Annotated in this window: 24 protein-coding genes; 5 read left to right on the top strand and 19 right to left on the bottom strand. The window is 72.3% G+C overall.

Translation table 11 applies throughout. The annotated features are described in order from the left end of the window. Nucleotides 1-3: 3 nt before the first annotated feature. The 4 genes from ACGFI8_RS32480 to ACGFI8_RS32465 form a co-directional block, all read right to left on the bottom strand. Nucleotides 4-1,569 carry an MFS transporter gene (locus tag ACGFI8_RS32480; protein WP_392810623.1) on the bottom strand — a complete coding sequence of 522 codons (1,566 nt, stop codon included), beginning with the start codon at nt 1,567-1,569 and terminating at the stop codon, nt 4-6. Between the two features lie 50 nt (nt 1,570-1,619). Continuing rightward, on the bottom strand, nt 1,620-2,747 hold the full coding sequence (menC, locus tag ACGFI8_RS32475) for an o-succinylbenzoate synthase (RefSeq protein ID WP_392810651.1): 1,128 nt from the start codon (nt 2,745-2,747) through the stop codon (nt 1,620-1,622). Nucleotides 2,748-2,820: 73 nt separating this feature from the next. Then, entirely contained in the window at nt 2,821-3,714 is an 894-nt protein-coding gene (locus ACGFI8_RS32470) for a GNAT family N-acetyltransferase (protein WP_392810622.1), read from the bottom strand. Continuing rightward, complete coding sequence (locus tag ACGFI8_RS32465; RefSeq protein ID WP_392810621.1) at nt 3,714-4,853, bottom strand: M20 family metallopeptidase; 1,140 nt, start codon at nt 4,851-4,853, stop codon at nt 3,714-3,716. The genes ACGFI8_RS32470 and ACGFI8_RS32465 overlap by 1 nt, the downstream gene beginning before the upstream one ends. Before the next feature lie 114 nt (nt 4,854-4,967). On the opposite strand from ACGFI8_RS32465, the gene ACGFI8_RS32460 reads away from it, so the two are divergent. Both ACGFI8_RS32460 and ACGFI8_RS32455 read left to right on the top strand, forming a co-directional pair. Further along, nucleotides 4,968-5,336 (top strand): PH domain-containing protein, encoded by a 369-nt coding sequence (locus ACGFI8_RS32460; RefSeq protein ID WP_392810620.1) that lies wholly within the window; start codon nt 4,968-4,970, stop codon nt 5,334-5,336. Between the two features lie 81 nt (nt 5,337-5,417). Next, nucleotides 5,418-5,597 (top strand): DUF4236 domain-containing protein, encoded by a 180-nt coding sequence (locus ACGFI8_RS32455; protein WP_392810618.1) that lies wholly within the window; start codon nt 5,418-5,420, stop codon nt 5,595-5,597. Nucleotides 5,598-5,639: 42 nt separating this feature from the next. Here ACGFI8_RS32455 and ACGFI8_RS32450 read toward each other — a convergent pair whose 3' ends face one another. Next, nucleotides 5,640-6,041 (bottom strand): ribonuclease domain-containing protein, encoded by a 402-nt coding sequence (locus ACGFI8_RS32450; protein WP_392810616.1) that lies wholly within the window; start codon nt 6,039-6,041, stop codon nt 5,640-5,642. A 38-nt stretch (nt 6,042-6,079) separates the two neighbouring features. Continuing rightward, nucleotides 6,080-6,523, bottom strand: coding sequence for a hypothetical protein (locus tag ACGFI8_RS32445; RefSeq protein ID WP_392810615.1), 444 nt, complete (start codon nt 6,521-6,523; stop codon nt 6,080-6,082). Between the two features lie 95 nt (nt 6,524-6,618). Between ACGFI8_RS32445 and ACGFI8_RS32440 the strand changes: the two genes are divergently transcribed. The 3 genes from ACGFI8_RS32440 to ACGFI8_RS32430 are packed head-to-tail and all read left to right on the top strand — an operon-like array spanning nt 6,619 to nt 8,551. After that, entirely contained in the window at nt 6,619-6,984 is a 366-nt protein-coding gene (locus ACGFI8_RS32440; RefSeq protein ID WP_392810614.1) for a GntR family transcriptional regulator, read from the top strand. After that, nucleotides 6,981-7,859, top strand: a complete 879-nt coding sequence (locus ACGFI8_RS32435; RefSeq protein WP_392810613.1) for an ABC transporter ATP-binding protein — start codon at nt 6,981-6,983, stop codon at nt 7,857-7,859. The genes ACGFI8_RS32440 and ACGFI8_RS32435 overlap by 4 nt, the downstream gene beginning before the upstream one ends. Next, nucleotides 7,856-8,551, top strand: coding sequence for a hypothetical protein (locus ACGFI8_RS32430; RefSeq protein ID WP_392810612.1), 696 nt, complete (start codon nt 7,856-7,858; stop codon nt 8,549-8,551). The genes ACGFI8_RS32435 and ACGFI8_RS32430 overlap by 4 nt, the downstream gene beginning before the upstream one ends. A gap of 63 nt (nt 8,552-8,614) precedes the next feature. Here ACGFI8_RS32430 and argH read toward each other — a convergent pair whose 3' ends face one another. The 13 genes from argH to ACGFI8_RS32365 form a co-directional block, all read right to left on the bottom strand. Continuing rightward, a complete protein-coding gene (gene argH / locus ACGFI8_RS32425) occupies nt 8,615-10,045 on the bottom strand; it encodes an argininosuccinate lyase (RefSeq protein ID WP_392810611.1) in 1,431 nt (476 codons plus the stop codon). 91 nt (nt 10,046-10,136) lie between these two features. After that, nucleotides 10,137-10,643 (bottom strand): arginine repressor, encoded by a 507-nt coding sequence (gene argR / locus ACGFI8_RS32420; protein ID WP_392810610.1) that lies wholly within the window; start codon nt 10,641-10,643, stop codon nt 10,137-10,139. Then, the gene (gene argF, locus ACGFI8_RS32415; protein ID WP_392810609.1) at nt 10,640-11,557 is read right to left on the bottom strand and encodes an ornithine carbamoyltransferase; all 918 of its coding nucleotides are present in this window, start codon (nt 11,555-11,557) and stop codon (nt 10,640-10,642) included. Before argF ends, argR begins: the two co-directional genes overlap by 4 nt. After that, nucleotides 11,554-12,729, bottom strand: coding sequence for an acetylornithine transaminase (locus ACGFI8_RS32410; RefSeq protein WP_392810608.1), 1,176 nt, complete (start codon nt 12,727-12,729; stop codon nt 11,554-11,556). The genes argF and ACGFI8_RS32410 overlap by 4 nt, the downstream gene beginning before the upstream one ends. After that, nucleotides 12,726-13,610: an acetylglutamate kinase gene (gene argB, locus ACGFI8_RS32405; RefSeq protein ID WP_392810607.1), complete on the bottom strand. Its 885-nt coding sequence runs from the start codon at nt 13,608-13,610 to the stop codon at nt 12,726-12,728. The genes ACGFI8_RS32410 and argB overlap by 4 nt, the downstream gene beginning before the upstream one ends. Further along, nucleotides 13,607-14,782 (bottom strand): bifunctional glutamate N-acetyltransferase/amino-acid acetyltransferase ArgJ, encoded by a 1,176-nt coding sequence (gene argJ, locus ACGFI8_RS32400; protein ID WP_392810606.1) that lies wholly within the window; start codon nt 14,780-14,782, stop codon nt 13,607-13,609. Before argJ ends, argB begins: the two co-directional genes overlap by 4 nt. After that, nucleotides 14,779-15,783 carry an N-acetyl-gamma-glutamyl-phosphate reductase gene (gene argC / locus ACGFI8_RS32395; RefSeq protein WP_392810605.1) on the bottom strand — a complete coding sequence of 335 codons (1,005 nt, stop codon included), beginning with the start codon at nt 15,781-15,783 and terminating at the stop codon, nt 14,779-14,781. The genes argJ and argC overlap by 4 nt, the downstream gene beginning before the upstream one ends. 132 nt (nt 15,784-15,915) lie before the next feature. Then, nucleotides 15,916-17,343 carry a hydrolase gene (locus tag ACGFI8_RS32390; protein WP_392810603.1) on the bottom strand — a complete coding sequence of 476 codons (1,428 nt, stop codon included), beginning with the start codon at nt 17,341-17,343 and terminating at the stop codon, nt 15,916-15,918. 40 nt (nt 17,344-17,383) lie between these two features. Continuing rightward, nucleotides 17,384-20,101: an AAA family ATPase gene (locus tag ACGFI8_RS32385; protein WP_392810602.1), complete on the bottom strand. Its 2,718-nt coding sequence runs from the start codon at nt 20,099-20,101 to the stop codon at nt 17,384-17,386. 86 nt (nt 20,102-20,187) lie between these two features. Then, a complete protein-coding gene (locus ACGFI8_RS32380; RefSeq protein ID WP_392810601.1) occupies nt 20,188-20,574 on the bottom strand; it encodes a hypothetical protein in 387 nt (128 codons plus the stop codon). Between the two features lie 32 nt (nt 20,575-20,606). Then, nucleotides 20,607-21,632 (bottom strand): NAD-dependent epimerase/dehydratase family protein, encoded by a 1,026-nt coding sequence (locus tag ACGFI8_RS32375; protein ID WP_392810600.1) that lies wholly within the window; start codon nt 21,630-21,632, stop codon nt 20,607-20,609. Nucleotides 21,633-21,657: 25 nt separating this feature from the next. Next, on the bottom strand, nt 21,658-22,455 hold the full coding sequence (locus tag ACGFI8_RS32370) for a glycosyltransferase family 2 protein (protein ID WP_392810599.1): 798 nt from the start codon (nt 22,453-22,455) through the stop codon (nt 21,658-21,660). Next, nucleotides 22,452-23,663 (bottom strand): nucleotide sugar dehydrogenase, encoded by a 1,212-nt coding sequence (locus tag ACGFI8_RS32365; protein WP_392810598.1) that lies wholly within the window; start codon nt 23,661-23,663, stop codon nt 22,452-22,454. Before ACGFI8_RS32365 ends, ACGFI8_RS32370 begins: the two co-directional genes overlap by 4 nt. Between the last annotated feature and the right edge of the window lie 170 nt (nt 23,664-23,833).

The raw sequence follows: 23,833 nt of genomic DNA, 5'->3' as shown, positions 1-23,833 counted from the left end.
TCATCATGCCGTCTGGAGGGCGAGCCGCGGCTCGGGGACCTCGGCTGCGGCGACCTCGGCCGCGGGGACCTCGGCGGCGGGCTCACCGGCGGGGCGCCGGGCGGGCCGGACCACCAGCACCGCGAGCGCCATCAGGAAGGCGAGCCCGGCCGCGATGAGCGCGCCGCGGTCCATCGCGTCGGTGAAGGCGCGGTCGGCGACCTCGAGGACGTGCTGCGCGGCGGGTGCCGGGAGGCTCGCCGCCACCCCGTGGGCGGTGGGCAGGTCGGTGCCGGCGGGCCCGAGGGAGGTACCGACGGAGGAACGGTACGCCGAGGAGACCACGGTGCCGAGGACCGCGATGCCCAGCACGCCGCCCAGCTCGCGGATCACGCTGTTGAGCGCGCTGGCCATCGAGGCGAACTGCGGCGGGACCGAGTCGCTGATCTGCACGCTGGCCGGGGCCATCATCATGCCCATGCCGAGGCCAATGACCGCGGCGCCGACGGCGATCCGCCAGAACGGGGTGTGCACGCCGGTGGTGGCGACGCTCAGCAGGCCGGCGGTGGTCAGCAGCAGGCCCAGCACCAGGGTGCCGCGCACGCCGAGGCGGCGGGCGATGATCGGCGAGGTGGCCGAGGTCAGCGCCATGGCCACGGCGAACGGCATCGCGCCGAGCCCGGCCACGAGCGGCGTGTAGCCGTGCACCAGCTGCAGGTACTGCGAGAGCTCGAACAGCGTCCCGAAGAGCACGAAGAACACCACGGCGAGGCTCAGCGCGGCGACGGCGAAGGTGCGGTTGGCGAACAGTTCGAGCCGGACCAGCGGGGAGCCCGCCCGGGCGGCCAGGCGGCGCTGCCAGAGCACGAACGCCGCGACGAGGACGGCCGACGCGCCGAGCTCGGCGAGGGTCACGGCGTCGGCCCAGCCCCGCGACGGGGCCTGGATGACGGCGTCGACCAGGGCGGCGACGGCGGCGGTGGACAGCAGCCCGCCGAGGACGTCGAGGCGGCCACCGCGCACGGCCGGGACCGGCGGGACGAGGACCAGCACGGCGCCGATGGCGAACGCGACCAGCGGGACGTTGATCCAGAACGCGCTGCTCCACGAGAAGTGCTCCAGCAGGGCGCCGCCGGTGACGGGGCCGATGAGCACGCCGACGCCGGCCGCGGCGGACCAGGCGCCGAACGCCTTCGGGCGCTCGGCCGGCGGGAAGATCCGGCTGATGATGGCCAGCGTCGCGGGCATGACGAACGCGGCGCCGAGGCCCATCACGGCCCGCCAGGCGATGAGCTGCCCGGGCGTGCCGGACAGCGCGGCGATCGCCGAGCCGCCGCCGAAGACGACCAGGCCGCCCAGCAGCGCGTTGCGGGAGCCGAGCCGGGCGCCGAGGGTGCCGGCCAGGATCAGCGCCGAGGCGAAGACCAGGGTGTACGCGTCGGTGATCCACTGCAGGTCGGAGGTGCCCGCGTGCAGCGCGTGCGCCAGCGACGGCAGGGCGGTGTTGAGCACGGAGTTGTCGAGGGTGACGGCGACGAGCGTGAGGCTGAGCACCGCGAGGGCGGCCCAGCGACGCGGGTACTCGGACATGAGGGCAGGCTCCTTACGGGCGTTTACTAACGCCCGTAAGGTTAAGTCCGTCAGCTAACGCCTGTAAAGTTAATCCACGCTGTCTCGGTCGTCACACTGTCCAGGACGTCCCGCAGCGGGGAGACGCCGATGCCGGGGCCGGCCGGGACGGCCACGTGCCCGTCGTCGAGCTTGAACGGCTCGGTGATGTCCTGCGCGTAGTAGCGGTCCGACGCCGACGTGTCGCCGGGCAGCGTGAAGCCGGGCAACGCGGCGAGCGCCACGTTCGCGGCGCGGCCGAGGCCGGTCTCGAGCATGCCGCCGGCCCAGACCGCGATGCCGTTGGCGGCGCACACGTCGTGGATGCGCCGCGCCTCCAGGTAGCCGCCGACCCGGCCGGGCTTGATGTTGACGATTCGGCAGGCGCCGAGGGCGATCGCGTCGGCGGCGGCCCGCGCGCTGACGATCGACTCGTCGAGGCAGATCGGGGTGCGGATCATGGAGGCCAGCCGGGCGTGGCCACGCACGTCGTCCTCGGGCAGCGGCTGCTCGATGAGCAGCAGGCCGAACGGGTCGAGGCGGGCCAGGTGCTCGGCGTCGGTCAGGGTGTACGCCGTGTTGGCGTCGACCTGCAGCAGCACCTCGTCGCCGAAGCGCTCGCGGACGGCGCGGACCGGCTCGACGTCCCAGCCGGGCTCGATCTTGAGCTTGATCCGCAGGTACCCGGCCTCCAGATAGCCCTCGACGGCGTCGAGCAGCTGCGGGATCGAGTCCATGATCCCGACGGAGACGCCGGCGGGCACCCGGCCGCGCACCGCGCCCAGGAACGCACCTAGCGGCATGCCCGCGGCGCGCAGGTGCGCGTCGAGGACGGCGGTCTGCACCGCGGCCTTCGCCATCGGGTGCCCCTTGAGCGGCTCGAAGAGCGGCTCAAGCGCGTAGACCCCGGCCGGCCTCGAGTCGTTGAAGCGCCGCAGGACCGGCACGATGTACCGCTTGATGAACGCCTCGGCCCCGTCGACGTACTCGGCGGAGTACAGCGGCGCGCTCAGCGCCACGCACTCCCCCCAGCCCTCGGCGTCGGCCGTGACGGCCCGCACGAGCAGCACGTCGCGGGCGTGCTCGGTGCCGAACGACGTGCGGAACGGCGCGACCAGCGGCATCGCCACCCGGCGCAGCTCGAGACCCTCCAGGCGCAAACCACTCATTCCAGTTTCTCCGCTTTCTGCGTTTTCTCGGCTTTCTCGGCTTTCTCGCTTCGTTCCGTAACGCTCACCGGTCACGCACCAGCAGGTAACGGCCGTCGCGGGACATGCCGGCGACGCGGTGGCCGGCGGCGAGGCGGCCCATGAGCGCGTCCCGCACGGCGTGCCGCCAGCGCAGCGCCGCGCCCGGGTCGCGCCGGCGCAGCTCCTCGACGTCGGCCGGCACCGCCACCGTGACCGCCGCCGCCGAGTCCTCCGGATCGTGCACGACCGGCTCGTCGCCGGCCCCGGCCTCACCGGAGCGGGAGACCAGCGGCACCGCGCCGGCGAGGTCGAGGCCGGCCGCGACGCCCCGGGCCGCGTCCACCACGCGCGGATCGCCCAGCCGCCACACGACCAGGATCCGGTCGGACAGGTCGCCGCTGTTGATGCCGTCGGTCATCGGCCCGTAGAACTCGGGCAGGTACTCGACCGCGTCGGCGCACAGCTTCTGCAGGTTGAAATACGCGTTGCGCAGTATGAGCGGGTCGTACGTCCAGTGCACCTCGGCCACGCCCCGGGCGAGGGTCCAGGCGCGCTGGTGCAGCTTGAGGGCGAAGCCGACGCCGTGGCCGTGCCCGCCGCGCTCGACGCCGGCGAGATGGGAGTGCAGGTGCGGCAGGCCGTGCCCGCCGTGCGGGGCGAGGCCGAAGAACCCCACCGAGGCACCGACGAGCACCCCGCCGCGGTAGGCGCCGGCGACGTAGTTGCCGGAGTGGGCGTACGTGCGCAGCATCGACGGCGACGCGAGCTCGCTGGGGTGCTCCGCCCGCCACACGCGCTGCAGCAGCGCGGAGCAGTCGCCCAGCTCCGCCATCGCGGACAGCTCGACCACCTTGACCCCGATGCGGTCCGCGGCCGCCGCCGCGCAGGCCCATGCCAGATCGAGGGCCTGATCGAGGGCAGGATCGACCCGGTCCATCACTCCGCCCGCCCGATCGTCGCGGCGAGCGTGCTGACCAGGGCCGCCCGGTCCGGCAGGCTGGACAATTCGATCCACTCCCCCTCTGCGTGCGCGTTGCCGCCGACCGCGCCGAGCCCGTCGAGGGTCCGCACGCCGATGCCGGCGGTGAGATTGCCGTCCGAGCCCCCGCCGACCGCCTCCCCGGTCACCGGGCGCCCGCCGAACCGCTCGGCCAGCCGCTGCGCCAGCGCGAACAGCTCGGCCGAGGCCGTCTGCGGCATCGCCGGGCGGGCCGGGCCGGGCTCGACCTCCACCGCGGCGCCGGGCAGCACCGGCGCCAGCGCGCGCAGGGCCTCGTCGACCCGGCGCAGCTCGAGCGGGTCGAAGGAGCGCACGTCGACGCTGACCCGCGCGGCGGCCGGCACGGTGTTGCTGGTGGTGCCGGCCACGGCGTCGGTGGGCGTGACGGTCGTGCCCCGCTCGGCGTCGCCGAGCGCGGCGATGCGCAGCACCTGGTGGGCGAGCTCCACGCCGGCGTTGATCCCGCGGTGCGGCGCGTTGCCGGCGTGCGCGGCGCGGCCGGTGACCCGCACCGAGTAGTGCGCGATGCCCTTGCGGGCGACCTTCAGCCGGCCGCCGTGGCTGCCCTCCAGCACCAGCGCGCCGGCCGCGCCGCGGGCGGTGTCCTCGATGAGCGCGGTCGAGGTCGGCGAGCCGATCTCCTCGTCGGCATTGACCAGCACCGCGACGCCGTCGAGGTCGCCCAGCGCGGCCAGGGCCCCGAGGGCGTGGAACAGCACGACCAGGCCGCCCTTCATGTCCACCACGCCCGGTCCGGTGGCGCGGTCGCCGTCGACGGAGAACGGCCAGCGGGCCAGGGTGCCGCGCGGCCAGACGGTGTCGTAGTGCCCGATGAGCACGACCCGCGGCGGCCCGTCGCCGAAGCGCCAGCGCAGGTGCGGCCGGTCGCCGACGACGATCCGCTCCGGCGCCCGGCCGGTGCAGCGCGCGCCGAGGGCGGTCACGACGTCGGCGCACCGGGCGAGGGCGTCGACGTCGGACGACGGGGACTCGACGCCGACCAGCTCGGCGAGGTCGTCCTGCATCTGCGGGGCCGCGGCCGACAGCCCGGCCCGTACCGTGTCCAGCGCCGTCATCCCCTTACGGTAGTCGCCGGCGCGGGCAAGCCGGCGGGCAGCTTGGCGCGCACGGTGGCCGGCCGGGCGATACATCGCAAAAGGTCTCTTGAAACCGGTGGCTACGTTGAACGCATGGCGCAGCAGGCGAAGTACGACCGGCGGGATCAGTACGAACAGATCGCCTCGGGGCTGTTGCCGGGCGAGAGCATCATCGCCGTCTACGACGCCGTCGGCGTCGGCACCGGGTTCATCGGCCTCACCGACCGCCGGGTGATCCTGCAGGACCGCTCCTTCGTCGGCAAGCGGGTGGCGATCACCTCGATCCCGTACGGCAAGGTCACCGCCGTCTCGGTGGTCAGCAACAAGTCCTGGGCGGGCAGCTTCTTCAGCAGCGGCACCGTGGCCCTGCACGTCGGCACGCAGACCTACGAAGTGGACGTGCGCGGGGTCGAGAAGACCCAGCACATCCACAACGTGATCCTGCACTATGCCGGTCGTTAGGTTGGATACGCGACCCTCGGGCCGCGCGGTGGCGGGCATAGGTCATCCTGGACGGCGGACCACCACCCCGAGGAGGACCCGTTGCCGATCCTGTTCCGTAAGGCGCTCCGCATCGGCCCGCTGCGGCTGAACTTCACCCCGAAGGGGTTCTCCTCCTGGGGGCTGAAGATCGGCCGCTTTTCGTGGAACTCGCGCACCCGGGCGTACCGCTACGACCTGCCCGGGCCGTTCTCCTGGCGCAGCAAGGGAAAGCGCGGCTGACACGCGGTCGAGGGGCGGCGCGGGCCGCCCCTCGCGGCGTCTTCAGAGGCGGTAGAAGTCGGTGTAGTGGTTCGGTGAGTACCAGGTCGCCCCGGTGCTGCGGTTGATGATGATGCGCTTCGCGTCGCGCGCCGCGCCCTTGTTGCGGGGGATCACGTCGTACTCGTAGTACGTGGCGCCCGAGGGCAGTTGGCCCTCGTAGTTGTAGTACTGGCCGCCGGCGAAGTTGTAGTTGCCGTAGGGCCACGCATACCAGTTCCGCGAGGTCGGGAAGCCCAGGCTGCTCCAGCCGGCCCGGGCGGTGCGCGCGTCGGCGCACCCGGAGATGTTGCACGAGGAGAACACCGACGCGTGCGCGGCGGTGGCCGGGGCGACGAGCAGCCCGGCCAGCAGCACCGTCACCAGCCCGAGGGCGACGGCCATGCGGCTCAGCAAGCGAGTCATACGGCCATCGTCGGCCACGAATATCGACGCGCGGAAGATTACTCGTGAACAGGTACCGCCGCGATATGTAACGACACAACGGGCAGCGCCCGCGGGTCGACGCTCCACTCGGCCGCGATGCGGAAGACGTCGTTCTCGTCGACGAGCGCCTCCTCGTCGGACACGAACACGTCCGCGCCGTACGCCCGTGCCCAGCGGTGTATGACGAGGCTGCGGTCGGTGGCGAAGTACTGCACCTCGGCCCCGATCCGCATCGACAGCGCCGCGATGCCGCTCCACCGGAACAGCCACTTCCCCGCGACCAGGGTCCACTTGTCCACGGTCGCGACGACCACCCGGTCGTCGGTGAAGTGCGCCAGGTCGAGCCCCGTGCGCGGCTCCACGTTGCCCAGGTCGCGCAGCCCGAGCGCGCCCATCACCAGATCCGGCTCGGCCCGCACGGCCAGCCACGCCATCTTGGGCCCGAACCCCACCGTCGCCATGTCACGAACATAACCCTTGACGCCGGGGGTTCCTCGGTTGCATGGTTAGTTACATGAGTAATGAACCAACCAACCACGACGAGTGATGGCCAGCGATGGATGACGGACGGCCGATCTTCCTGCAGATCGCGGAGCAGATCGAAAACTCGATCATCGACGGGAGCCTGCCGGAGGAGACCCAGGTGCCGTCGACGAACGAGCTCGCCGCCTTCCACCGGATCAATCCCGCCACCGCCGCGAAGGGCGTCAACCAGCTCGTCGACGACGGGGTCCTCTACAAGAAGCGAGGCATCGGCATGTTCGTCTCCCCCGGCGCGCGGGCCAAGCTCCGGCAGCGCCGGCGCGATCAGTTCGCCGAGCAGTACCTGCAGCCCCTGCTCGCCGAGGCGGCGAAGCTCGGCATCCACCCCTCCGAGTTGAAGTCGATGATCGAGCGCTACGAAGCGGAGGCATCGGCATGAGCGCGATCGTGGCCGCGCGCGGCGTGACGAAGCGATTCGGGCGCGTCACCGCCCTCGACGGCGTGACGTTCGACCTGCAGCGCAACGGCATCTACGGCCTGCTCGGGCGCAACGGCGCCGGCAAGACCACCCTCATGCAGGTGCTGACCGGCCAGCAGATCGCCTCGGGCGGCACGGTGGAGGTGTTCGGCGGCCACCCCTACGAGAACGAGCAGGTGCTGCGGCAGGTCTCGTTCATCAAGGAGAGCCAGCGATACCCGGACGCCTTCCGCGTCCGCGACGCGCTGTTCGCCGCCCGCCTGCTGTTCCCGAACTGGGACGAGGCGTTCGCCCGCGAGCTCGTGCACGACTTCGGGCTGCCGGCGAAGCGGGAGGTCAAGAAGCTGTCGCGGGGCATGCTGTCCGCGCTCGGCGTGACCCTCGGCCTCGCCTCGCGCGCCCCGCTCACGTTCTTCGACGAGCCGTACCTCGGCCTGGACGCCGTCGCCCGCCAGCTCTTCTACGACCGGCTGCTGGCCGACTACGCCGAGTTCCCGCGCACCGTGGTGCTGTCCACCCACCTCATCGACGAGGTCAGCGACCTGATCGAGCACGTGCTGCTCATCGAGCGCGGCCGGCTCGTGCTCGACGAGAGCGCCGAGACGCTGCGCGGCCAGGTGGTCACGCTCACCGGCCCGGCGAACGCGGTCGACGCCCTGACCGTCAACGCCGACGAACTGCACCGCGAGCGCCTCGGCCCGCTGACCCGCGCCACGATCCGCGGCCGCGTCGAGCCGGGCGAGGCCCGCGCCGCCGGGGTCGAGCTGCAGCCGGTGAGCTTGCAACAGCTGGTCGTCCGCATCACCACCGCAGACCTCAAGGAGCACGCGTCATGAACCGCATCGTCGCGATCGCCCGGCTGCAGGCCCTCGGCCGCCACGACGCGCTCTTCTGGCCGATCACGATCCTGGCGATCGCCTTCACCGTCAACATGGCGGTGTTCGCCTCCATCTCCGACACCGTCACCGACGACCCGGTCACCGCCGCGCTGGCGAGCATCTACGTCACGACGCTGGCCTTCGGCGCCATGGCGGTGGCGCAGCACTTCCCGTTCGCGCTGGGCATGAGCGTCACCCGCCGCGAGTTCTCGGCGGGCCTGGGCCTCTTCGTGGCCGTGCAGACCTTCGCCTACTCGGTACTGCTCGTCGTCCTGCAGTCGATCGAGGACTACACGCACGGCTGGGGCATGCGGCTCCGCTTCTTCGGCCTGGGTTTCATGAACCACTACGCCCCGCCGGTGCAGTTCGTGATGTACGCCGTCCCCATGCTGTTCATGACCCTGCTGGGCATCTCGGCGGGCGCGGTGTACGTGCGCTGGCGCGTCAACGGCGTCCTCACCGCGACGGCCGCGGTGCTGTTGCTCCTGGGCGGGGCGGCCGCCCTGATCGGCGTCTTCGAGCGCTGGCCGGCGGTGGGCCACTGGCTGACCCACACGAGCCCGGTCGCCCTCTTCGCCGGCTGGCCCCTGGTCCTGGTCGCGGCCCTCGGCACCGGCTCCTGGCTCGCGCTGCGCCGCGCAACCCCCTGACCGATGCGGTTCTCCATGATCACGAAGTGACACTCGTGATCATGGAGAACGTGCCTCGCGGGCTCAGTCGCGCGGGATCACCTGCTCCGCCGACCAGTCGCGCCAGCGGTCGAGCTTGTCGGCGGCCGTGGCGAGCTGGTCGGCGACCGGACCGGGGCCGGTGGAGCCGGGGGTGGTGCGGGCCGCGAGCGCGCCCTGGACGGAGAACACCTCGCGGACCGCGGGGGTCAGATGCGGGCTCACGGCGGCGAGATCCTCGTCGCTCACCTCGTCCAGGCCGACGTCGCGGGCCGCGCAGATGACCACGAGCTTGCCGGTGATCTCGTGCGCCTCCCGGAACGGGACGCCCTGCCGGACCAGCCACTCGGCGACCTCGGTCGCGAGCGTGTACCCGACCGGGGCCTGCGCGGCGAGCCGGTCGACCCGCACGGTCATCGTGGAGATCATCCCGGCCAGTGCGGGCAGGACGAGCTCGAGCGTGTCGACGGCGTCGAAGACCGGTTCCTTGTCCTCCTGCAGGTCCCGGTCGTATGCGAGGGCCAGCCCCTTGAGCATCGTGAGCACCCCGGTGAGGTGCCCGACGAGCCGGCCGGACTTGCCGCGGGCCAGCTCGGCGATGTCCGGGTTCTTCTTCTGCGGCATGATCGACGAGCCGGTGGCGAAGGCGTCGTCCAGCTGCACCCAGCCGAAGGCGGGCGTGGTCCACAGCACCACCTCCTCGCCGAGGCGGGACAGGTGCACGCCGGTGAGCGCGGCCACGAACAGGAACTCGGCGACGAAGTCCCGGTCGGCGACGGCGTCGATCGAGTTGGGCGCGGCGGCGGCGAACCCGAGCTCCTTGGCGACCTGGGTCGGGTCCAGCGGCAGCGACGAGCCGGCGAGCGCCCCGGCGCCGAGCGGGCTCACCGCGGCGCGGGTGTCCCAGTCGCGCAGCCGGTCCAGGTCGCGCAGCAGCGCCTGGACGTGCGCGAGCAGCTGGTGGCCGAACGCGATCGGCTGGGCCGGCTGCAGGTGGGTGAAGCCGGGCGCCGGCGTGTCGACGTGCCGGGCGGCCTGCTCCATGAGGGCGTCGGCGAGCTCAACGATGCGCGACGCGACGCCGCGGGCGTGGTCGCGCAGGTAAAGCCGCAGGTCGGTGGCGACCTGGTCGTTGCGGGACCGGCCGGCGCGCAGCTTCCCGCCGAGCGTGCCGAGCCGCTCGAGCAGGCCGCGCTCCAGCGCGGTGTGCACGTCCTCGTCGTCGACGGTCGGACGGAATTCGCCGGCGGCACAGGCGGACTCGAGGTCGTCGAGGGCCGCGAGCATCCGGCCGAGCTCCTCGGCGTCCAGCAGCCCGGCGCGGGCCAGGACCCGGGCGTGGGCGCGGGAGCCGGCGATGTCGTACGGGGCGAGCCGCCAGTCGAACTGCACGCTCAGGGACAGCCGGGCGAGCGCCTCGGCGGGGCCGCCGGCGAAGCGGCCGCCCCACAGGCGGGTCGGGGTCTCAGAAGCCACGCAACGATCCTTCCACAACACGAAATGCAAGATCGCCGCGGCACGGGGCCGCGGCGGGACGGACAGGACAGGACCGCAGGATCTCCGGTGTTCAGGCGCCGTCGTCGCCGGGCTGGCTCCACGCGGTCAGCTTCGACGCCAGCAGCTCCCCGGCCGACGGCGGCCGGGACGGATCCGGCGCCTCCCGGGCGACGACCAGGATCGTGTCGTCCCCGGCGATCGTGCCGACGATGTCCGGCAGCCCGGTCCGGTCGATCGCGCTGGCCAGGAACTGCGCCGCCCCCGGCGGGGTGCGCAGCACGACCAGATTGCCCGAGCAGTCCACGCCCGTGAGCAGCTCCCGCAGCAGCCGGATGAGCCGCGTCGGCGCCTGCTCCGCGGGGCGCAGCGCCCGCTCGCCGTCCTCCGGGATGAGGTACGCCCCGCGCACCTTCACCGCCCGCAGCTCCTCCAGGTCCCGCGACAGCGTCGCCTGCGTGACCTGGATGCCGTCGCCGGCCAGCAGTTCCGCGAGCTCGGTCTGCGAGTGCACCGCCGCGCCGCGGATCAGCGCCGAGATCCGATCCAGCCGCGCCGCCTTCGTAGTGGGAGCACTCATCGTCGCTCCCGGCCTTCCATGAGGAACGCCAGCAGCGCCTTCTGGGCGTGCAGGCGGTTCTCCGCCTCGTCCCAGATCGCGGACTGCGGCCCGTCGATGACCTCGTCGGTGATCTCGTCGCCGCGGTGGGCGGGCAGGCAGTGCAGCACGATCGCACCCGGCTTCGCGCTCAGGAGCAAAGAGCCGTTGATCCGGTACGGCATGAAAGGCGTCCGCCGATCCAGCCCGTCGTTCTCCTGCCCCATCGACGTCCACGAGTCGGTGACGAGCACGTCGGCGCCCTTGACCGCCTCGGCCGGGTCGCCGATCACCTCGACCACGCCCCGCTCCCGCGCCGCGGCGAGCACCGCCGGGTCGGGGTCGAACCCGGCCGGCCCGGACAGCCGCACCCGCATCCCCGCGATCGTGCCCGCGAGGGCGTAGGAGTGCGCCATGTTGTTGGCGGTGTCGCCGAGGTACGTCACGATCCGCCCCTGCGTCCCGCCGAGCCGCTCCCGCACGGTCTGCAGGTCGGCGAGCAGCTGGCACGGGTGGAACCCGTCGGTGAGGGCGTTGACGACCGGCACCGTCGCGCCGGCCGCGAGCTGCGCCACCCGCTCGTCGGAGGTGGAGCGGATGACGATCGCGTCGACGTAGCGCGAGAGCACCTTCGCCGCGTCGCCGATGGTCTCGCCCCGGCCGAAGTGCGTGCTGAGCGCGTCGATGATGACCGGTTTGCCGCCGAGCTGGGTGATGCCTACCTCGAACGAGACGCGGGTGCGCAGCGATGATTTCTCGAAGATGACCGCGACGGACCGGCCCTCGAGGGGCCGGAACCCGGTCCGGTCGGCCTTCATCGCCGCCGCGAGCTCGAGCACCCGCAACTGCTCCGCGGCCGTCAGGTCGTCGTCGCGCAAGAAGTGTCTCAGTGTCATGCCGGCTGCACCGCGGTGAGCGCCGGGCCGAGCGCGGCGACGAACGCGTCGGCCTGCTCGTCGGTGAGGATCAGCGGCGGGGCGACGCGCAGCACGTCCGGCTGCGCCGCCTGGGCCAGGAAGCCCTTGTCGCGCAGCACCGCGGCGAGCGCGCCGGCGGCCGGGCCGCGCAGCGCGATGCCGAGCAGCAGGCCAGCCCCGCGCACGCCGGTGACGAGCGGGTGGCCGAGCGCCTCGACGCCGCGGCGGATCCGCTCGCCGAGCCGCTTGGCGGCGTCGAGCAGGTGCTCCGACTCGATCGTGTCCAGCACGGCGAGAGCCGCGGCGCAGCAGACCGGGTTGCCGCCGAACGTTGAGGCGTGCATACCCGGGCCGAGCAGCGTCGCCGCGTCGTCGAACGCCATCATCGCGCCGAGCGGCAGGCCGCCGCCGAGACCCTTGGCGAGCGTGACGACGTCGGGGCGCACCCCCTCGGCCTGGTGGGCGAACCAGTACCCGGTGCGCCCGATGCCGGTCTGCACCTCGTCGAGGGCGAGCAGGGCCCCGTGCCGCGCGGTGATCTCCCGGGCCGCGCTCAGGTAACCGGCCGGCGGTACCACCACCCCCGACTCGCCCTGGATCGGCTCCAGCAGCACCATCGCGGTCGCCTCGTCCACGGCGGCGGCGAGGGCCTCGACGTCGCCGTACGGCACGTGCACGACCTCGCCCGGCAGCGGCAGGAACGGCTGCTGCTTGGCCGGCTGCCCGGTCAGCGCCAGTGCGCCCATGGTCCGGCCGTGGAACCCGCCGTCCGCCGCGACGATCTTCGTGCGGCCGGTGCGCCGGGACAGCTTGAACGCCGCCTCGTTCGCCTCCGCGCCGGAGTTGCCGAAGAACACCGCGCCCGGCCGGCCCGCGAGGGCCAGCAGCCGCTCGGCGAGGGCCACCACCGGCGGCGAGGCGAACAGGTTGGACACGTGGCCGAGCGTGGAGATCTGCGCGGTGACGGCGGCGACGACCGCCGGGTGGCCGTGGCCGAGCAGGTTGACGGCGATGCCGCCGAGGAAGTCCACGTAGGAGCGGCCGGACTCGTCGACGACGACCGCGCCGGTGCCGCTGACCAGCCCCAGCGACGGCGGGCCGTAGGTGTTCATCACCGACGCCTCGAAGCGAGAAGTCAGAGAGCCCGTCATTGCGCCACCACCATCGTCCCGAACCCCTCCGACGTGAACACTTCCAGCAACAGCGAGTGCGGCACCCGCCCGTCGACGACGTGCGCGGCCGGCACCCCGCCCTTGACCGCCCGCAGGCAGGCCTCCATCTTCGGCACCATCCCGGACTCGAGCCCCGGCAGGAGCTCGGCGAGCTCGTCCGCGGTCAGCTGCGAGATCAGCGTGGACGGGTCCGGGTAATTGCGGTACAGCCCCTCGACGTCGGTGAGCACGACGAGCTTGCGCGCCTGCAGCGCCACGGCCAGGGCCCCGGCCGCCGTGTCGGCGTTGAGGTTGTGCAGCACGCCGTCGGCGTCGGGCGCGACCGTCGACACGACCGGGATCCGCCCGGCCGCGATGAGGTCCGCGACCGCGGAGACGTTGACCCGCTCGACGTCGCCGACCTGGCCGATGTCGACCGGCGTGCCGTCGACGATGGCGGGCCGGCGCACCGCGGTGAACAGCCCGGCGTCCTCCCCCGACATGCCGACCGCGTGCGGACCGTGCTCGTTGATGAGCCCGACGAGCTCGCGGCCGACCTGCCCGACAAGGACCATCCGCACCACGTCGGCCGTCTCCGGGGTGGTGACCCGCAGGCCGCCCTTGAACTCGCTGGCGATCCCGAGCCGCTTGAGCATCGTCGAGATCTGCGGTCCGCCGCCGTGCACGACGACGGGCTTGATGCCGACGTGGCGCAGGAACACCATGTCGGCCGCGAACGCGCGCTTGAGCTCGTTGTCGACCATCGCGTTGCCGCCGTACTTGACGACGACCGTCGAGCCGGAGAACCGCTCCAGCCACGGCAGGGCCTCGATGAGCGTATTGGCCTTGCCCAGCGCGATCCCGAGGTCACGCCCGTTCATGACGAGTACGCCGAGTTCTCGTGCACGTAGCCCATGGACAGGTCGTTCGTCCAGATCGTCGCGCGCTCGTCGCCGGCGTGCAGGTCCACCGTCACGGTCACCGCCCGGCCGCTCAGGTCCACCTTGGACCGTTCCTCGCCGGCGGCGCCGCCCTTGCAGATCCACACGCCGTTGATGGCCACGTCGACCTCGTCCGGCTCGAACGCCGCCGCGGTCGTGCCGATCGCCGCCAGGATGCGCCCCCAGTTGGGGTCGTTGCCGAAGAACGCGGTCTTCACCAGGTTGTTGCGGGCGATCGAGCGGCCCACCTCGACCGCGTCTTCCGCCGAGGCCGCGCCGGTCACGTCGATCGCGATCTCCTTCGTCGCGCCCTCGGCGTCGGCGATGAGCTGCCGGGCCAGGTCGGCGCAGACGGCGGTGACCGCCTCGGCCAGCTCCTCCGGCGTCGGCTCGATCCGGGAGGCGCCGCTGGCCATGAGCAGGACGGTGTCGTTGGTCGACATGCAGCCGTCGGAGTCGATCCGGTCGAAGGTGACCGACGTCGCCCCGCGCAGCGCGGTGTCCAGCGTGGACGCGTCGGCCACGGCGTCGGTGGTGAGCACCACGAGCATGGTCGCCAGGCCCGGCGCGAGCATGCCCGCGCCCTTGGCCATGCCGCCGACGGTGAAGCCCTGGCCGCCGTGGACGGCGGTCTTCGGCACGGTGTCGGTGGTCATGATGGCCTTCGCCGCCTCCGGCCCGCCGTCGCGGGCGAGCGCGCGGGCGGCCGCGTCGACGCCGGACAGCAGCTTCGGCAGCGGCAGGCGCTCGCCGATCAGCCCGGTCGAGCAGACCGCGACGTCGCCAGCCCCGACCGGGAACCGCGACGCCCGCCCGGACAGCACGGCCGCGGTGTGCTCGGCGGTGGCGTGGGTGTCCTGGAAGCCGGCCGGCCCGGTGCACGCGTTGGCGCCGCCGGAGTTGAGGATGACGGCGCGCACGATGCCGGCCCGCAGCACCTGCTGGCTCCACAGCACCGGCGCCGCCTTGATGCGGTTGCCCGTGAACACGGCCGCGGCGGTGAAGTCGGGCCCGTCGTTGACCACGAGCGCCACGTCGAGCGCCCCGGCCGCGGCCTTGATCCCAGCGGCCACGCCAGAGGCCCGGAAACCCTTCGGAGCAGTAACAGTCACGGTGCGATCCCGTCCACGCTCAGGCCGGCGGTCTCCGGCAGGCCCAGCATGATGTTCGCGTTCTGCACGGCCTGGCCGGCCGCGCCCTTGACCAGGTTGTCGACGGCGGAGACGACGACGATCCGCCCGCTGTCGACGTCGAGCGTCGCCTGCAGGTGCACCGCGTTGGAGCCGAACGTCGCGCCCGTCTGCGGCCACTGCCCCTCCGGCAGCACCTGCACGAACGGCTCGGCGTGATACGCCGCGGCCAGCGCCACCCGCGGGTCGGCGTGCCCGAGTGGCTTCGTGGTGACCGTCGCTAGGATGCCCCGCGGCATCGGCGCCAGCACCGGCGTCATGGACAGCGTCCGCGCGCCGCTGGCCTGCTTGATCTCGGCCACGTGCTGGTGCGCGCCGACCTTGTACGGCGACATCGACCCCATCACCTCGGAGGCGAGCAGGTGCTGCTTCGCCGACCGGCCCGCGCCGGAGGTGCCGGAGGAGGCGACCACCACCACGTCGTCCGGGTCGGCGACACCGACCGAGATCAGCGGGGCCAGCGCCAGGATCGTCGCGACCGCGTAGCAGCCGGTGTTGGCCACCCGGGTCGACGCCTTGATCAGGTCCCGCTGGCCGGGCAGCTCCGGCAGCCCGTACGTCCAGGTGCCGGCGTGCGGCCCCGGGTAGTACCGCTCCCAGTCCCCGGAGTCCTTGAGCCGGAAGTCGGCGCCGAGGTCGACGATGCGCACCGACTCGGGCAGCTGCGCCGCGAGGGCCGCGGACTCGCCGTGCGGCAGCGCCAGGAACACCAGGTCGGCGTCGGCGAGCGCGGCCGGGTCGGTCTTGGCGAGCACGACGTCGCGGAAGGATCGCACGTGCGGGTGCACGCTCCCGATCGTCGAACCGGCCTGCGCGAACCCGGTGGCCACGGCAAGCTCGAGATGCGGGTGGCCGGCGATGAGCCGCAACAGCTCACCGCCGGCGTACCCGGACGCTCCCGCGACGGCGACACGTATTCCCATGCGTTCGACTGTATCGCTATGCAACCACCTGTTTCAAGGAGGTTGCGGTGCCGCTCTACGCCCAGTCTGGCTCGGTAAGGCTTCGCGGACACCGACCCAGACCAGGCGACTACCCTCAGCCTTCCTAGGAGGCTAGCTCGAAGGAATGATGCTGAGGTCATCCAGCAGGAATGAGGTCTGCAGCTTGCTGCCCTCGACACCGGTGAACGTGATCTTCACGGACCCGGTGCCGGTCACCGTCAGCGTGCGCTGCCGATATGCCGTCGAGGCGTCCAGGTTGGAGTAGGTGGCCAGGGTCGCCGAGCCGGCCGCCACGGTGAGCGTGTCGTAGGCCGTCGTGGTGGTCGTCTCGTCGGTGGCCACGCGCAGCCAGAACGACAGGGTCGCCCGCGTGCAGCCCGCCGGGATCGTCACCGTCTGCGACAGGGTGTCGGTGTGCGCCGCGCCGTACCCGTCCAGCCACGCCTTCCACGACCCGCCGTGCGCCGGCATCGACGTGTCGTTCGACACCACGCCGGAGGTCGCCGTCCAGGGGCTCGCCGCGCCCGTCTCGAACCCGGGGTTGCCGAACAGCTGCCCGCCCGGGCAGGTGCCGCCCGTCGGGGTCGTCGCCGGCGGCGTCGTGGGGGGCGTGGTGCCGGAGCCGGCCAGCCAGGCCGTCGCGTTCAGGGCCAGGGCCGCGTTGGTACCCGCCGTGTCGTTCCACCCGTCGTAGAGCGTGTTGCCGGGCTGGCCGGTGCCGTCGTCGATCGGCGAGCTGTCGCCCCACACCGCGACCCGCCCGGCGCCGAACGTGGAGGTGGTGAAGAACGCCCCGGTCGTGCCGCCGGGCGTGAACCCGGTGCGGTACACGAGCCCCTTCACCGTGGCGTTGTCCGCCGGGCGCAGCGTCTGGGTGCTGCCGTTGCGGATGATGCTGCCCCGCACCTTGCCGAACGGCCCGTTGATGACCGGGTCGGTCGAGCTCGTGATCGCCACCGGGTTCTCGGTACCGATGTTGTTGACGTCCACGCTGAAGCCGAACGGGTCGCTGTTGTTGACCCCGTTGTTCGTCATCAGGTCGTTGGCGATGCGCACCGAGTCCCAGCCGTCGTTGTTGCGGTCGCTGCCGGTGTGGTCGACGATCAGGAAGAACCCGCCGCCGGCCTGGATGAACCGCATGATGGCGGTCTTCTCGGCGGCGCTGAGCGGGGCGTTGGGCTCGGGCATGACGAACTCGTCGAAGTTCTTCAGGTCCAGTGCGCCGGACCCGCCGTAGGTGATGGTGTTCCCGGCGGGCAGGGTCTTGAGGCTGTACTCCCCGGTGCGCTGCAACGCCACGCCCCACGACGACAGCGCCCCGGTCCAGGAGCTCTCGGTCGTCGGGGCGGGGTTCTGCCCGAGCGGGTCGGGCTGCGACGTGCTGATGATCCAGTCCGCGTTGCCCGCGGTCTCGGCCTTGGAGTTGTCGAACAGGACCCGGTGCGTCACGGCGGCCTCGGATGGGCCGGCCTGGGCGACGACGACGGCGACAGTGCCGGCGGCCACGATCGCGGCGGCCAGCAGGGCGCGGTTGAGCACAAAACACCTCCGATGGAAGGAATCGGAGGTAGTCTATGTCTTACTCGGGATCCAGGAACCGGGCCAACTGTGAACGGTTGCGGACGTTCAGGCGGCGGTACAGCCGAGTCAGATTCGCCTCGACGGCCTTGATGGACAGGAACAGCGCCCGGGCGATCTCGCGGTTGGTGGACCCCGCCCGCACGAGCTCGACGATGCGCCGCTCGGTCTCCGACAGGCCCGCGCCCCGGCCGCCGTCGAGGCGGGCCAGGTCGGCCGCGGCGACCTCGCGCCACGGGTGCGCGTCGGCCTGGGCGTAGCGGCGGACCGCCTCGGACAGGGCCGCGCGGGCGGCGCCCCGGCGGTGGGCGCGCCGCTCCAGGCCGCCGAGCGTGTGGTGGGCGCGGGCCACCTCGAGCGGGTACGGATGGTCCGGCCACTCCCCGATCGCCCGGTGCAGTGCCTCCGCGCCCTCGCGGGCCTCGCCGGTCGCGGCGGTGAGCACGGCGCGGGCCCGGGCCAGGCCGAGGAGCACCACCCGCCGGTCGAGGTGCCGGGCGCGCTGCTCGACCTCGTCGAGGACCTCGGCGGCCTCGGCGCGGGCGCCGGCCCCGACGAGGGCCTCGACGAAGTCGGCATGCCAGGGCAGGATTCCCGGGTCGAGCCGGCCGAGGCGCTGATCGAGGTGGTAGGCCTCGCGCATCGCGTCGGCGGCGGCGATCGGGTCGCCGCGCAGGACGTGGACCAGGCCGCTGGTCGCGTAGGCCAGCTTGATCCAGTCCTCGTCGCCGGCGGCGAGGCAGGCGGCGACCCCGCGCTCGGCATACCCGGCGGCGGCCGTCGCCGTCCCGCCCGCGTACTCCACGAGCGCGGCCACCAGGTATCCGGGGCCGGGGGTGGTCTCGACGTCGACGTAGAGGCGCACGCAGTCGCGGCCGGCGACGAGCGCGTCGGCGCAGCGGCCGGCCCGCCAGTAGATGCCGGCCACGGAGACCAGCACCGCGGCGAGGTCGCGCACGGTCCCGGCCCGCTCGACCGCGATCCGCAGCGCCTCGATGCGCCGCACCGCCTCGGCGGTCTCGCCCTTGAACAGCCGGCTCATCGCGGCGACCTGCCGGGCGGCGACGGTGGCCGGGGTGAGCGACAGGCCTCGGGCGAGCTTGCCGGCCCGCTCCAGGTACTCGTCGCCCTCGCTGCCGACCAGGATCTGGCCCCGCCAGCTGAGCACCTCGACGAGCCGCTCCATGTCGCCGCACAGCTCGGCGGCCTCCTCGGCCCGCTTGAGCTCGGCGAGGGCCGCCTCGCTGTCGCCGTCCCAGTACGCCTTGATCGCCTTATACAGCCGGACGTGGGCGAGCAGGTCCGGGGTGTCGACCGCCTCGACGAACGCCGCGTCGAGCAGCGGGCCGGAGTTGGAGTGGTCCTCGCCGGACATCTCCACCAGCAGCAGCCGCGCCCCGACCCGGGTGCGCCGGTCGGCGGCGTCGCGCAGGGCGGCCGCGGCGTGGCGGCGGGCGTCCACCGGCGAGCCGGCCGAGTACGCGTACTGGGCGGCGCTCAACCGGCGTACCGCGGCCACTCCCGGCGTGTCGCGCGGGGTGCGATCCGCCGCGAGCGCGGCCAGGTCGGCGGCCATCGCCGGCGCGCCGCGCAGCCGGGCGGCGGACGCGGCGTCGGCGAGGCACTCGGCGAGGGCCTCGTCGGGCTCGGGCCGGGCGGCGGCGAGGTGCCGGGCCCGGTCGACGGGGTCGGTGACCGTCTCGGCGAGCCGCTCGTGGGTCTCGCGCCGGGCCGCGGCGGTGGCGTCGGCGTAGACCATCTCGCGCAGCAGCGGATGGGAGAACCGGATCGCGCCGTCGGGCTCGACGTGCAGTACACCCGCGGCGATGGCGGCCTCGACCAGCCCCTCGGCGAGCCCGCACGCGGCCAGCAGGGTCAGGCTGGGGCGGGCCGCCGCGGCGACGACCAGCAGCGCTGGCCAGTCGGCGGCGGGCAGCGAGGCCAGGCGGGCGGCGAGCAGCTCGCGCAGGCGCTCCGGGACGGGCAGCGGGTCGGTGACCGGGAATGAGCTGTTGCCGATGGCCCGCCCGAGCTCGACCGCGTACAGCGGGTTGCCCGCGCTGGCCTCGTAGATGCGCTGCACGTGCGCCCGGCCGGCCTCGGCGCCGAAGCGCGACCGCAGCAGGTCGGCCACGTCGCTCTGGGGCAGCGGCGGTACCGGCAGCGTGACGCCCGGCGGCGGGCACAGGTCCAGCCGGCTGGGCGCGCCGCCGTCGGGCACCCGCTCGGCGGCGAGGACCCGCACCGGCACCTCCCCGAGGCGGCGGGAGACGAACCGCAGCACCCCGGCGCTGGGCTCGTCGATCCACTGCACGTCGTCGAGGATCAGCAGCACCGGCCGCTCGGCGGCGAGGGCCCGGAACAGCTCGAGCACGGCCAGGCGCACCGCGAGCTGGTCGTGCGGCGTGGCCGGCAACGCGCTGCGCAGCAGGGCGCCGTCCAGCGCCGCGCGCAGGTGGGCCGGGAGCAGGTCGGAGGCGTCCGGGGCGCCGTCGAAGAGGTCGACGAGCGCCAGATACGGCAGGTCGGCCTCGGCCTCCGCGGCGGCGGCGCGCAGCACCAGCGCCTCGGTCTCGGCGGCGGCGAGAGCATCGAGGATGGTGGACTTGCCGATCCCCGCGGGCCCGCAGAGCACGACGCTGCCGCCCGCCGCGAGCCGCTCCCGGGCGTGGTTCAGGAGATCGGCTCGGCCGATGGGCGCCGACGAGGTGCTCACCACGACGCCGAGTCTCTAACGAACGACCGCTCGTCGCAACGGCCGGAGAACGGCACGAGACTTCCTCGTGAAGCCCGACCGACCGCGAATCATCGCAGCCGGGCGCAGGGCAGAACCGTCTCCCAGCCGAGCACGGGCCACCGCGCGATGTGGACGGTCACCCGCGCCAAACCGGGCTGTACAAGGCATTCCGCCCGCGCCTGGGCCACCGCGGGACCCCAGCGCGGCGCGCCGTCGCGGGGCCCCGCGGGCCGCAGGTTCGCGGCCGCGACGACCGCCAGAAGTGTCGCGAACACGACAAGTGGCGTTCGACCGCCGAGGCAACCGAAAGTGTTATCTGAACGTTGCCGGCCGGCCGCGAGGCAGACCCCGGCGGCCTGTTCGATCGTGAAATATCCGGCGCTTCGCGCGGATATTTCCGGAAATTTCGTGATGTTGCGCGACGACCACGACCATCCAACGAAAAAAAGCCCCACCGGGCGGCGGGGCCTTTTCCTCAGCGCCGGATCTACAGACGGCCTTCCTTGACCGCCTCGGTCACCCACGGGATGACCTCGTCGAGCATCTCGTCCAGCGACGTGGTCGCCTCGAAGCCGAGCACCTCGCGCGCCTTGGTGCAGTCCGGCACGCGCTTCTGCACGTCGTACTCGTACGGGTCGTCGGACACCACGCGCAGCGGCACGTCCGGACCCTTGATCTTGCGCCAGATGACCTCGGCGAGCTCCATGACCGTGGTCGACTCGGCGGTGGAGACGTTGAAGTCGTCGTTGAGCGCCCGCTCCGACTCCATCGCGGCGATGATGCCCTTGGCCAGGTCGCCGCCGTACGTGTAGTGGCGCACCTGATCGCCGGAGCCGAGGATGTGCAGCGGGTCCTGGCCCTTGATGATCTTCTGCACCAGATCGGGCACGACGTGCGACATGGCCAGCTTGACGTTGCCGGAGAGCACCTCGACCTCGCCGAGCGCCCGGCCCTCGCCGACGCCGACGCAGTTGAACGGGCGCACGATCGTGTACGGCAGCTTGTACTGGTCCCAGGCGGCCTTGGCGAAGTACTCCACGGCCAGCTTCTGGAAGCCGTAGGACGACAGCGGCGGCGGGACGGCGCGCTCGTCGCCCTCCTTCGACGGCCAGTGCGTCGTCGACTCGAAGACCATGGACGAGGACATGTACGTCATCTTCTTCAGCGTCCCGGCCTGGTGCGCCCTGATCGCGGCGTCGCAGGAGGAGGCCATGATCCGCTCGTTGGTGGCGAGCAGGTCGTAGGCGTACGCGTGGAAGTACGAGATGCCGCCGATGAGCGCCGCGCCGGCGATGAAGTGCTCGCAGCCCTCCAGCAGCTCGGAGACCAGGTCGACGTCGCGGGCGTCGCCCTCGACGAAGCGGTAGTCCGGGTGGGAGTCGTAGCTACGGGTGACCGGACCGTACTTCGAGTAGTTGTCCAAGCCGACGACCTGGTAGCCGCGGGACAGCAGCTCCTCGACGACATATCCACCGATGAAGCCGGCCGAGCCGGTGACCAGGACCTTTGCCACAAATACCCCTTATGCCTTGAGATGCTTACCCTTGCGTTGCGGAGGATCTCTCGCGGGCGGCCTGCGCGTCGTCGCGGGCCGCGGACGAAGCCGGGCGCTTCGCCAACTGTTCCATGGTCAGTCTGCGGCCGAACGCGAATCGGTACCACTTGAGGTAACTCGGCATGAAACGGCCCACATCGAAGCGCGACTCGCCGAGCTGCCGGTCGAGCCAGATCGTCGGGATCTCCGCCACGGGCAGCCGCAGCCGGGTGGCCTTCGCGGTCAGTTCGATGCCGATCTCGAAGCCGGTCTTCGACTCGATGCCGACCTCGCGCACGAACTGCGTCGAATACGCCTTGAAGCTGTTCGTGGCGTCCCGGGTGCCGACCCGGGCGAACCAGTGCAGCGTGCGGCCGGCGGTGCGGGACAGGAACCGCTTGAACCGGGGCCCGCCCACCTGCTGCCCGCCGGGCATGTACCGCGACGCGGCGGCGACGACGACACCCCGGTCCACCAGCCGCGCCAGGTCCTCGATCTGGCGCGGGTCGTCGGAGCCGTCGGCCATGGTGACCACCGCGACCGGGGCCTGGGCCACGTCGATACCGAAGCGGATCGCGTTGGCCGGGCCGCGGCCGTAGGTGTTGAGCACCGGGCGGACCCGCGGGTCGCGGGCCTGCACCTGCAGGGCGTACGGCACGCTCGTGTCCTCGGGCATGTCGTGCACCACGAGGATCTCGGCCGGCATCATCACCTCGCGGAGGATGCGCTCGAGGCAGCGGACGAGGGCCTCGCCCTCGTTGTAGACCGGGATAACCACAGAGATCTGTGGCGACAAACTCATATACGCACGCCCTTGTTCGTCACGCCCCACATGTCCGCAACCGGGATTTCGGTTTCCAGGTCACGGTACTGCGGGTGCGGAGCGGCGATGATGAGCAGATCGGCGCGGGTGAGGACCTCGTCGAGCGGCACGAAACGGTCGTCCTTGACGTAGGGGTCGGTGCAGAGCGTCTCTTTGGCCCGCAGCATGACGACCTTGCGCAGCTTGTAGGCCAGCGACTCGCGGATGTCGTCGCTGCCGCCCTTGAACGCCATGCCGAGGATGCCGACCGTCATCTCCGACAGGTCGAAGCGCTCCTGCAGCTTCGACACGACGTAGAGCGGCAGGCCCTCGTTGATGAGCATGGCGCTGTGGCCGAGGACGAAGTTGTTGTTGTTGAACGCCGCGAGCTGCATGGTGTCCTTGAGCAGGCACGGCCCGGCGGCGAAGCCGGCGCCCGGCATGTCGGCCGCGCGCGGGTACTGGAACCGGATCGCGTGGCGGATCCGCTCGAAGTCCAGGCCGAAGTCGTTGGACATCATCCAGAACTGGTTGGCCGCGGCGAACTTGATGTATCGCCAGGTGTTGGTGAACAGCTTGGCGAGCTCCGCCTCCTCCGGCTCCAGGATCACGATCTGGCTGGCCAGGTTGCGGAAGAGCTTCTCGGCCCGCTCGGTCGCCTCCGGGGTGCGGGCGGCGACGATCTGCGGCAGCTCGAACAGCTCGGTCATCGCCTTGCCCTCGGCGATGCGCTCCGGGCAGAACGCCACGTCGGCGTTCACACCGAGCTTCTTGATGAGCTTCTCGGTGAGCGCGGTCACCCCCGGGTGAACCGTGCTGCGCAGCACGATGAGCTGGCCGTCGCGCAGGTATTCCGCGCAGCGCTCGATCGCCTTCGGCACGGCCGCGATGTTCGGGTTGAGGTGCTCGTCGACCGGGGTGCCCACGATCACGACCAGGTGCTCGGCCGTGGCGACCGTGGCCGGGTCGTTGCTGGCCTTGAGCCGGCCCTCGGCGACGGCGCTCGCGAGCGGCTCCGCGGCACCCTCCTCGTCGAACGGCAGCCGCCCGCTGTTGACCACGGCGACGGCGGCCTCGTTGATGTCGTACAGGGTCACCTGCAGGCCCCGGGAGGCCAGAGCGATGCCGAGCGGGAGCCCCACCCGGCCGCAACCACCGATCACCACGACGTCGGTGGTGAACCCCGCCGATGCACTGACGTCTGACACGCGCTGCCCCTTCAGCAAGATCGTGATCGATACCGGCGCTTGGCGCGGACCGGGCCCTCATGAAACGCCGCGAGCTGCGCGGAAAGTTCGGCTCGGCGCCGTGACGGTACCATCTCCGGCGAATCCGGGCCGGACGGAGCGTGAACCGCAGAGTCCGATATCGGATGCAC

It is taken from the genome of Dactylosporangium sp. NPDC048998 (assembly GCF_043197855.1).
Lineage (GTDB): Bacteria > Actinomycetota > Actinomycetes > Mycobacteriales > Micromonosporaceae > Dactylosporangium.
Note: the sequence above shows the minus strand (reverse complement) of the source record. Positions and strands in the feature narration are given on the sequence as shown.

Coding starts and splice junctions, on each gene's coding strand:
- ACGFI8_RS32430 (WP_392810612.1), top strand. CDS start 7,856: ATGAACCGCATCGTCGCGATCGCCCGGCTGCAGGCCCTCGGCCGCCAC.
- ACGFI8_RS32435 (WP_392810613.1), top strand. CDS start 6,981: ATGAGCGCGATCGTGGCCGCGCGCGGCGTGACGAAGCGATTCGGGCGC.
- ACGFI8_RS32465 (WP_392810621.1), bottom strand. CDS start 4,853: ATGACGGCGCTGGACACGGTACGGGCCGGGCTGTCGGCCGCGGCCCCG.
- ACGFI8_RS32440 (WP_392810614.1), top strand. CDS start 6,619: ATGGATGACGGACGGCCGATCTTCCTGCAGATCGCGGAGCAGATCGAA.
- ACGFI8_RS32410 (WP_392810608.1), bottom strand. CDS start 12,729: ATGACGGGCTCTCTGACTTCTCGCTTCGAGGCGTCGGTGATGAACACC.
- ACGFI8_RS32470 (WP_392810622.1), bottom strand. CDS start 3,714: ATGGACCGGGTCGATCCTGCCCTCGATCAGGCCCTCGATCTGGCATGG.
- ACGFI8_RS32450 (WP_392810616.1), bottom strand. CDS start 6,041: ATGACTCGCTTGCTGAGCCGCATGGCCGTCGCCCTCGGGCTGGTGACG.
- ACGFI8_RS32370 (WP_392810599.1), bottom strand. CDS start 22,455: ATGAGTTTGTCGCCACAGATCTCTGTGGTTATCCCGGTCTACAACGAG.
- argR (WP_392810610.1), bottom strand. CDS start 10,643: ATGAGTGCTCCCACTACGAAGGCGGCGCGGCTGGATCGGATCTCGGCG.
- ACGFI8_RS32480 (WP_392810623.1), bottom strand. CDS start 1,569: ATGTCCGAGTACCCGCGTCGCTGGGCCGCCCTCGCGGTGCTCAGCCTC.
- argC (WP_392810605.1), bottom strand. CDS start 15,783: ATGGGAATACGTGTCGCCGTCGCGGGAGCGTCCGGGTACGCCGGCGGT.
- ACGFI8_RS32445 (WP_392810615.1), bottom strand. CDS start 6,523: ATGGCGACGGTGGGGTTCGGGCCCAAGATGGCGTGGCTGGCCGTGCGG.
- argF (WP_392810609.1), bottom strand. CDS start 11,557: ATGACACTGAGACACTTCTTGCGCGACGACGACCTGACGGCCGCGGAG.
- ACGFI8_RS32460 (WP_392810620.1), top strand. CDS start 4,968: ATGGCGCAGCAGGCGAAGTACGACCGGCGGGATCAGTACGAACAGATC.
- argB (WP_392810607.1), bottom strand. CDS start 13,610: ATGAACGGGCGTGACCTCGGGATCGCGCTGGGCAAGGCCAATACGCTC.